This is a genomic window from Roseovarius sp. D0-M9 (assembly GCF_037083805.1).
Classification (GTDB): Bacteria; Pseudomonadota; Alphaproteobacteria; order Rhodobacterales; family Rhodobacteraceae; genus Roseovarius.
Genome location: NZ_JBAPKZ010000036.1, coordinates 24,525 through 31,112 on the forward strand (window position 1 = coordinate 24,525; position 6,588 = coordinate 31,112).

The following is a 6,588-nucleotide window of genomic DNA, read 5'->3' on the forward strand; positions in this document are numbered from 1 at the left end:
TGAGCCGCCTCTGAATTAGACCAAGGGACTTCGCGGGGGGCAGGTCATCGCGCGTTGAAAACTGAGGAACGCATGCAGAGAATTCGTGTTGTTAAGGGACGACAGCGAGCATGATGGCCGCTTTCTCAAACTAAACGGAGTAAATTCCATGAACATGAAGAAACTCATCAACCTGCGCTCAGCTATGCTGACCACAGCCCTCCTTATCCCAGCTGCCTCTTTCGGTCAGGCAGAGCAATGGGAGTATACCGATTGGGACAACGACGGAAACCTCGAGCTCTCGAGTCGGGAGTTCCAAACCGGCTTCGCTGAAACCGGCACTTTCGATGCTTGGGATCGTGATGGTGACGCGGGTTTGAACGAAGGTGAATTCGCCACCGGAATGTTCGCCGACTGGGACACTGATAACGACCTGGAAATCACCGAAGAAGAGTACGACATCGGCGCTGAGCGCTGGTACGGGGCTGACTACAACACCCCTTACACCGACTGGGACGCTGACGGCTCCGGGAACATTGACAGGACCGAGTTCGGGGCAGCGTGGGATAACGACTATTACACGCAATGGGATGCGGATGGCGACTCTCTGCTGTCCGAGGATGAGTACTCGACCGGAATTTACAACTCTGCAGATCTGGACGCCGATCAAGTCATCACCGTCGAGGAAGAGGGTTGGTTTGAAGGCTGGTTCGATGGCGACGACGTGACCGCAGAAATCGAGGAAGTTGGCGACGTTTACTGAACGCCAGTCGATTATCTGAGCCTTAGGCCTTTCGAATGCCCCGCATCGCTGACTGATGCGGGGCAATTAATTTTTCATTTCTTGCGATTGGAAAAGCCGGATAAAGATCATTCCAAAGTCAAAAAGGGGCCATTGGTAAAACCTGTCTGCAGCGAGCCGAATTAGTCGCCGTTATTTTGAAAGTCTCTGGCCATCTCGATCGATTTTTCTGCTTCCGCAAGATCGCCGGTATGCAGCGATGGTGCCTTCTGCACGGCACTTGGTGCATGGCAGAGGGTAGTGACGACAGCAAGATGGTCGGATCCAAAATCCGGCAATCTTTCAAAGCTTTGCAATCTCAACTGCTGCTGGAACAAGATGTGATCAAGCGGCCAAGAGATCAGATAGTTTTGGGTGTCATAGGTCGCGAAGAAACCGCGTCCAACCCGGGGGTCAAGCAAGACGCCGATGCGCATCGCGCGGCGCGTGACCCGTTCCCATGGAACTGCGTTAAAGTCACCCGCGACGATCGTCGCGACATCTGCCTCACGCGCCAATAACGCTGCCTGCAGCAAGTGCGCGTCCCGCATGGTCGTGGGTTGAGACCACGCCAAGGGCGGCTTTGGATGAAGACCGATGAAATTGATCGTATCCCCACCGCGCAGCGTGATCTTTGTGACGGCGGTCGGCGTGTCAGAGTCGAAGAAATACCGAAACTCTGGCTCAATCAGATTCAATTTTGAAAAAAGGTGCATGCCGTAGAAGCTATCGCCCTCGGGGATGCTTTGCCTGCGGTGGGGAAACCGATCGTGCAGTGCTGCAAGCCGCGCATCCCACCAAGCGTCAGTTTCCATGATGAGCAACAGATCAGGGTCAACTTCTGTAACCTGGTCCAGAAATGCATCTGCGGCGTCATTTTCCCGCTTCACGTTCGCAACCATGATGCGGAGGCTTTGGTCTTCCTCGCACTCCTCATGTGCGATCAACGTCTGCTCAACCAATTGAGAATAAGGGTGAAGCTTATAGGCTTGATAAGAAAGTGCGCCCACGGCACTGAGCAGGACAAGCCATGCTGCCACCGTTGGCCACCCCCGAAGCCCGATGTACGATGCCAGCAGAACACTTACAGCGACAGCGAGCTGCAAGCGTGGAAAGTCCATAAACCGGATCCACCAGATGTTTGACTCGATCAAGGGCACGAATGACACAATGGTCAGTGCGACCAAGGCCGCAAGGACGATGAAAGCTGCTATTTTTCGATATCTGCCTTTTTGGCGACCCAAGTCATTTTCCTTCGACTGAACGGTGCGTGATCGGCGTGTCGCTGCCAGCCGCCGCGCGTTACTACCGGAATGCCTCCGGTTGCCGCATACCCAGCAGCCTCGTCTTTGTTGGCGCTCGACCGCGCAGGTCCGAGCAGGATGGCGCTGGCGCGAAAAGTTAGTTGAGCACGTGATCCAGCACACGGAGAGGCAGAGCTAATGCGACGGGTTCTGCCCCGCATATCCTTGGACATCCATTCCGTGAGCATCAAGCAAAGCATCAGCGCCGAACGCCGCGGGCGATCAACGGGTCCAATCGGTCGAAACCGCCCTCACCGAGGATCACGGAAACGTCTCCAGAGGTCTCAAGAATGACCGCGCGCACGTCTTCTCCTGAGGTCGCACCGGCGGCCCGGAGTTGTGAGGCAAGGTCATCCTCGATCAATCCCGCGCGGCTGAGATTCTCCCGCAGCACTTCGGTGCCGTCCATAAGCAGCAGTGGCTTGTTGTCCACGAGCGCGTGACCCCAGCTTTGACGCCGCGCCAAGCTGACCGTCGCCTGCACCGCAAGCAAGCCCGCAATCGCCGCGAGCCCGCTCCAGAGTGGCAGCGCTCCGATCGCCGCAGAAGCAAGAAGCGAGCCGATCGCGATGGTCGCCGCGAAGTCGTAACCCGAGAGCATCGTGAAGCTTCTGAGCCCAGCGATCCGGCTGAATAGGATGACCGCCAAATAGCTCAGTGCGATGCCTACAATCGGTTGAATGACGCCGCTTGTCTCGGTCCCGAACACGCCTGCTGTCCTTTGATCAGTTTCAGGGGATAGGTGCACGCTTGATCGAAACCAATGATCGGGTGCGAATTTTCGATCACGTTTACGGCTTACCCTGATTGGCTCACGCTTCGTTCTTCAACCGTGGCCACAGCATAACGTTCCCTGCGACAATCTTTCGAAGAATTCGATGGCGATCGTTATGGAAATCTCAGCTGCTTCATCCGGCGGTGATCGTCATCTGGTCGATGGTTAAGTCAATGATCGACGGCCCGCGCAACGCGCGGGCCGCCGCTTTGCAAGGCTTACCACCAGCCGCTATCGACTTCTTTGCGTGACTCGAGTTGCTCTTCGGAAAGTGGGGTCACGAAGGCCAGATCCCCGTAGTTGTCTTCGATGGATCCGCCGACGGTCTTCAGGTCGGTGATATCAATGACGACATGCGCGTCGCCGATGTCGAGCCAGCCACCGACCTCGGCGATCACGCCAACGAGCTTGCCGTCACGTGAAAGCACGATATCCGAGATCTCGCCGATTTCTTCCCAGTCCGTATCAAGCGTTTCGTAGTAGTCAGTATCGCCCCACGCGGTCTCATCATATTCCATGTATTGGGTGTAGATGTCGGCGCCAATGATGTTCTCGGCGCGGATGAAGCGATCGCTCAGTTCGTTGTCTACGACACCGCTATAGGCACCCATATCCGTGTTCATGTGTGTTTCTGACTGCGCCATACCGGCAACGCCGGATGCAAGGGCAAGGGCCAGGGCAGAAGTGGTTAGTCGTTTCATGATAGAACTCCCTTTTGTTAAGTACCCTTCAAGAACAACTTTACTTCAATCTCGTTCCATTATGTGACTGCGCGCTGTTTCGCATATATCGGGCACAGAGAAGGTCCAGAAACCGCCCTCCCGGTCCACCGGACACCGAGACGATACCAGTCAGGTGTGCACAACAATCCTAATCGGATCAGCCATCGGCTATCTTGCCTTTTAATCAGATCTCGGAACCTTTGCCGCTACACTCACGTTAAGTCCTATAAAGGCGAGCGGGTTCGCCGTTCGTCCAAATCGATGGCCGCGTTCAACGACCGCCGCCTAAGAGGAGGACCTTATGAAACATATTATCACACCTATTTTCGTATCAGCAGCGCTATGCACTTCCGTGCCGGCCCTGGCAGCCACAGACGCCGAGCAGGACATGATGGGATTTTGTGCTGGCGCGCTCACGCCCATTGACAAGAATCAGGACGAAAAGCTGAGTGCCGAAGAGATTGAAGCGGGGGCGACTGCACGCTTTGAGGAGATGGATGCGAACAAGGACGGTTCGATCCAGCGTGAGGAATACGTGAAATGCATGAAGGACGCCCGCGACGCCGAGCAGCAGCGAGCAGCAGAAGGCGAGGAAAGCGGCGAATATGATATCGGTGAATGGAGCGATATTTCAGACGATGACCAAATAACTGCCGCCGACTATGCAAAAGTCACGGAAAAGGCATGGGCCGAGAACGACGAAGCAATCAAAGACGCGACGGCCCGCATGTCCGAAGAAACCTCCGATAGCGCAGAAGGCTTCGCGCATGCGGCAACTCAGCGCTTCAAGTCACATGACGCCAACGGTGACGGCATCATCACGCAGCAGGAATATGAGACACCTGCGCGTGAGGCCAAATACGACGATCAAGCGCTGGAACGCCGTTTCGACGATATGGACACCGACGAATCCGGCGCGATATCGCCACAGGAATATAACGGCGCCGCCGCATGGGGGCGTGGCGCGTTGGTTGCTGGCGACAGCGCTGATGAAAGCGCCACTAACAGTGCCGAGGCTGGGAACGGCGACGGTGTATCAATTTTGCGCTACTATATCCTGACACATTGATCCAACCTAAGGAAAGTCCAAGAGGTCAAACACCCCGCTGGCTTTGCCCGGCGGGGTGTTTGACGTCAGATCACTGAAGGAATTGACGGGCTGGCCTTCACGCACGGTGGCCCCGGCCTTGATGGCGCGTGCTGTGGCTCGGCCTTGGTCAAGCGCCGCTTTCATGCGCGCTGCCGTTTCCGGATGACGAGGCATGGCCCGCTCCATCGGCGTGGCGNGCTCGGCCTTGGTCAAGCGCCGCTTTCATGCGCGCTGCCGTTTCCGGATGACGAGGCATGGCCCGCTCCATCGGCGTGGCGCAGGGCGATCTCATAATGCTCGACCGCTTGCGCAAGCGAGGTCAGCGCGGCGTTCTTGCTGCCGGGTGCGCCGATTTCGATCATCAGCGCTTCGGCCTCTTCGACAAGCCTCACCATGGGGCCGTACTTCTTGGCCTTGGCGAGCTTGCCAAGGCTTGCGAAGATCTCTTCGAGCAGAGCGAATTGTTCACTCGTTCCATTGCTATGCTGCAGCGGCGCGCGGTTCGGCTCTGGATCGCCGATCATGCTTTGCATCTGTGGCTGCGCCTCGTGCATCTTGCGCTCGGCGTAGAGAACGTCTTTCAAGGTGTGCAGGCACAGGTCGTCCAAGGTGTCGGTTTTCATGAATTTGCTCCTGAATTTCGGTCTGATGCGCTGTGAGCGCGGGCGGCAATGTCTCTTGCCTGTCAGTTGCCATGATCCAGGGTTCGCGTCGTTCGACGCTTCCCCCTGTCGGCATCGGCCTGAGGCGCTGGAACGAGCGTTTTGAGGTACGCGTTGACCCTGAGGCGCAGTTGCGTCTTTTTGCGCTGGACTTCGTGGTCGCGCATCTCCTCGAGGGTCTGAATGAAAACATTTGCTTGTGTTTGCGGCAGCATGGTGAGTTTCCTTTCGGGTTGCAGCGGAGCGCAGGAGCCGAAACAGACGACCAGCCAGCGCAGCAGAGCGATAACGATCATTGGGCACAATGCGGTCCGCGGGTTATGTGAAAGATCACGAGGGCTGACCCGGTGGGCAGTGCCGATCCGGCACCGTCCCAAGGCATCATGCCTTCGGGCCTCGATCCGGGGTGTTGAATGAATTTTGCTCCGCCCGATTGAGGTGCCATCCGGGGGGCGGTCCTTTGGCTCGCCCGAGTGGTTCAAGCGATCAGGGCGCGCAGTCAGCCAAAGCCGACGACAGTTGCCCCAACCATGTAAACGATCCGGCTAATGTGCAGTCCTTTCAACTGGTCACAGCACCTGCCCCTCCCAAGTGTCGTCATGGTTCGAAAGCATGGCGCGCTTTTACACGCGCCCAGCCAGCAAGGCGCGGCGATCGTCCGTTGCGAATGGGCAGTCAGGTGTTCTTGGCCACAGTGATGCATCAAGGGGAAGAGAGCCTCCAATTGCGTCGAGCGAAGTCCTGAATGCCCGGTCTCGAAGTGCCCCCATCGAGACTCGTGGACACGAAGCAACATTACGTTCTGACGCAGGGGCCACATAGGGTCGGAATCTACTCATCAGGGGGAAAGGGTTGCACCAAAGGCCAGCGGAACACCACCGTACAAACAGGCCGGACAGACGACAGTACTGACGAAAACGACCGCTGAAATTGCCAAAAAACTCTTGCAATGCAGGAGCCACCCACAGACGCCGCTCACTGACGTATTCATTGCTGCAATGCAGCTTCACCACACAGGACGTTCATGCATCGCAGAGCATTTTCAAAGGTGGCGCGGAACCGCAGCAGCGCTTCCTTGGGGATTACGGCAACGTAAGCCGGCGTGCGGAACATGCGCGTCTCGCATCAGTTGAAAGTAGGCGTTGCCGCGGTACCCAAGGCCTAATAATGGTCCCTTCTCGTTCCGTGTGGGTAGTCGGGCGCACCGGTGCTTGAGCCGCTCCCATATTTCGTGCCTTCGGTAGGCGCGTCCGACGCGGAGACCTCAGCCATCGC

8 protein-coding genes are annotated in these 6,588 nt (G+C 57.0%); 2 read left to right on the forward strand and 6 right to left on the reverse strand.

The window, feature by feature from the left end; all coding sequences use genetic code 11:
* The first annotated feature begins 148 nt into the window (after positions 1-148).
* Positions 149-742: a hypothetical protein gene (locus tag V8352_RS18020; RefSeq protein WP_336425677.1), complete on the forward strand. Its 594-nt coding sequence runs from the start codon at positions 149-151 to the stop codon at positions 740-742.
* Positions 743-903: 161 nt separating this feature from the next.
* Here V8352_RS18020 and V8352_RS18025 read toward each other — a convergent pair whose 3' ends face one another.
* The 3 genes from V8352_RS18025 to V8352_RS18035 form a co-directional block, all read right to left on the reverse strand.
* Entirely contained in the window at positions 904-2,004 is a 1,101-nt protein-coding gene (locus V8352_RS18025) for an endonuclease/exonuclease/phosphatase family protein (RefSeq protein WP_336425678.1), read from the reverse strand.
* 259 nt (positions 2,005-2,263) lie between these two features.
* The gene (locus V8352_RS18030) at positions 2,264-2,773 is read right to left on the reverse strand and encodes a DUF421 domain-containing protein (RefSeq protein ID WP_336425679.1); all 510 of its coding nucleotides are present in this window, start codon (positions 2,771-2,773) and stop codon (positions 2,264-2,266) included.
* A 284-nt stretch (positions 2,774-3,057) separates the two neighbouring features.
* A complete protein-coding gene (locus V8352_RS18035; RefSeq protein ID WP_336425680.1) occupies positions 3,058-3,540 on the reverse strand; it encodes a PRC-barrel domain-containing protein in 483 nt (160 codons plus the stop codon).
* 322 nt (positions 3,541-3,862) lie between these two features.
* Between V8352_RS18035 and V8352_RS18040 the strand changes: the two genes are divergently transcribed.
* A complete protein-coding gene (locus V8352_RS18040; protein ID WP_336425681.1) occupies positions 3,863-4,630 on the forward strand; it encodes a hypothetical protein in 768 nt (255 codons plus the stop codon).
* A gap of 230 nt (positions 4,631-4,860) precedes the next feature.
* Here the strand turns inward: V8352_RS18040 and V8352_RS18045 are convergent, their stop codons facing one another.
* From V8352_RS18045 to V8352_RS18055, 3 genes are all read right to left on the reverse strand, one after another.
* Entirely contained in the window at positions 4,861-5,274 is a 414-nt protein-coding gene (locus V8352_RS18045; RefSeq protein ID WP_336425682.1) for a DUF892 family protein, read from the reverse strand.
* 62 nt (positions 5,275-5,336) lie between these two features.
* The gene (locus V8352_RS18050; RefSeq protein ID WP_336425683.1) at positions 5,337-5,609 is read right to left on the reverse strand and encodes a hypothetical protein; all 273 of its coding nucleotides are present in this window, start codon (positions 5,607-5,609) and stop codon (positions 5,337-5,339) included.
* Positions 5,610-6,300: 691 nt separating this feature from the next.
* On the reverse strand, positions 6,301-6,426 hold the full coding sequence (locus V8352_RS18055) for a hypothetical protein (protein ID WP_336425684.1): 126 nt from the start codon (positions 6,424-6,426) through the stop codon (positions 6,301-6,303).
* Positions 6,427-6,588: the final 162 nt, after the last annotated feature.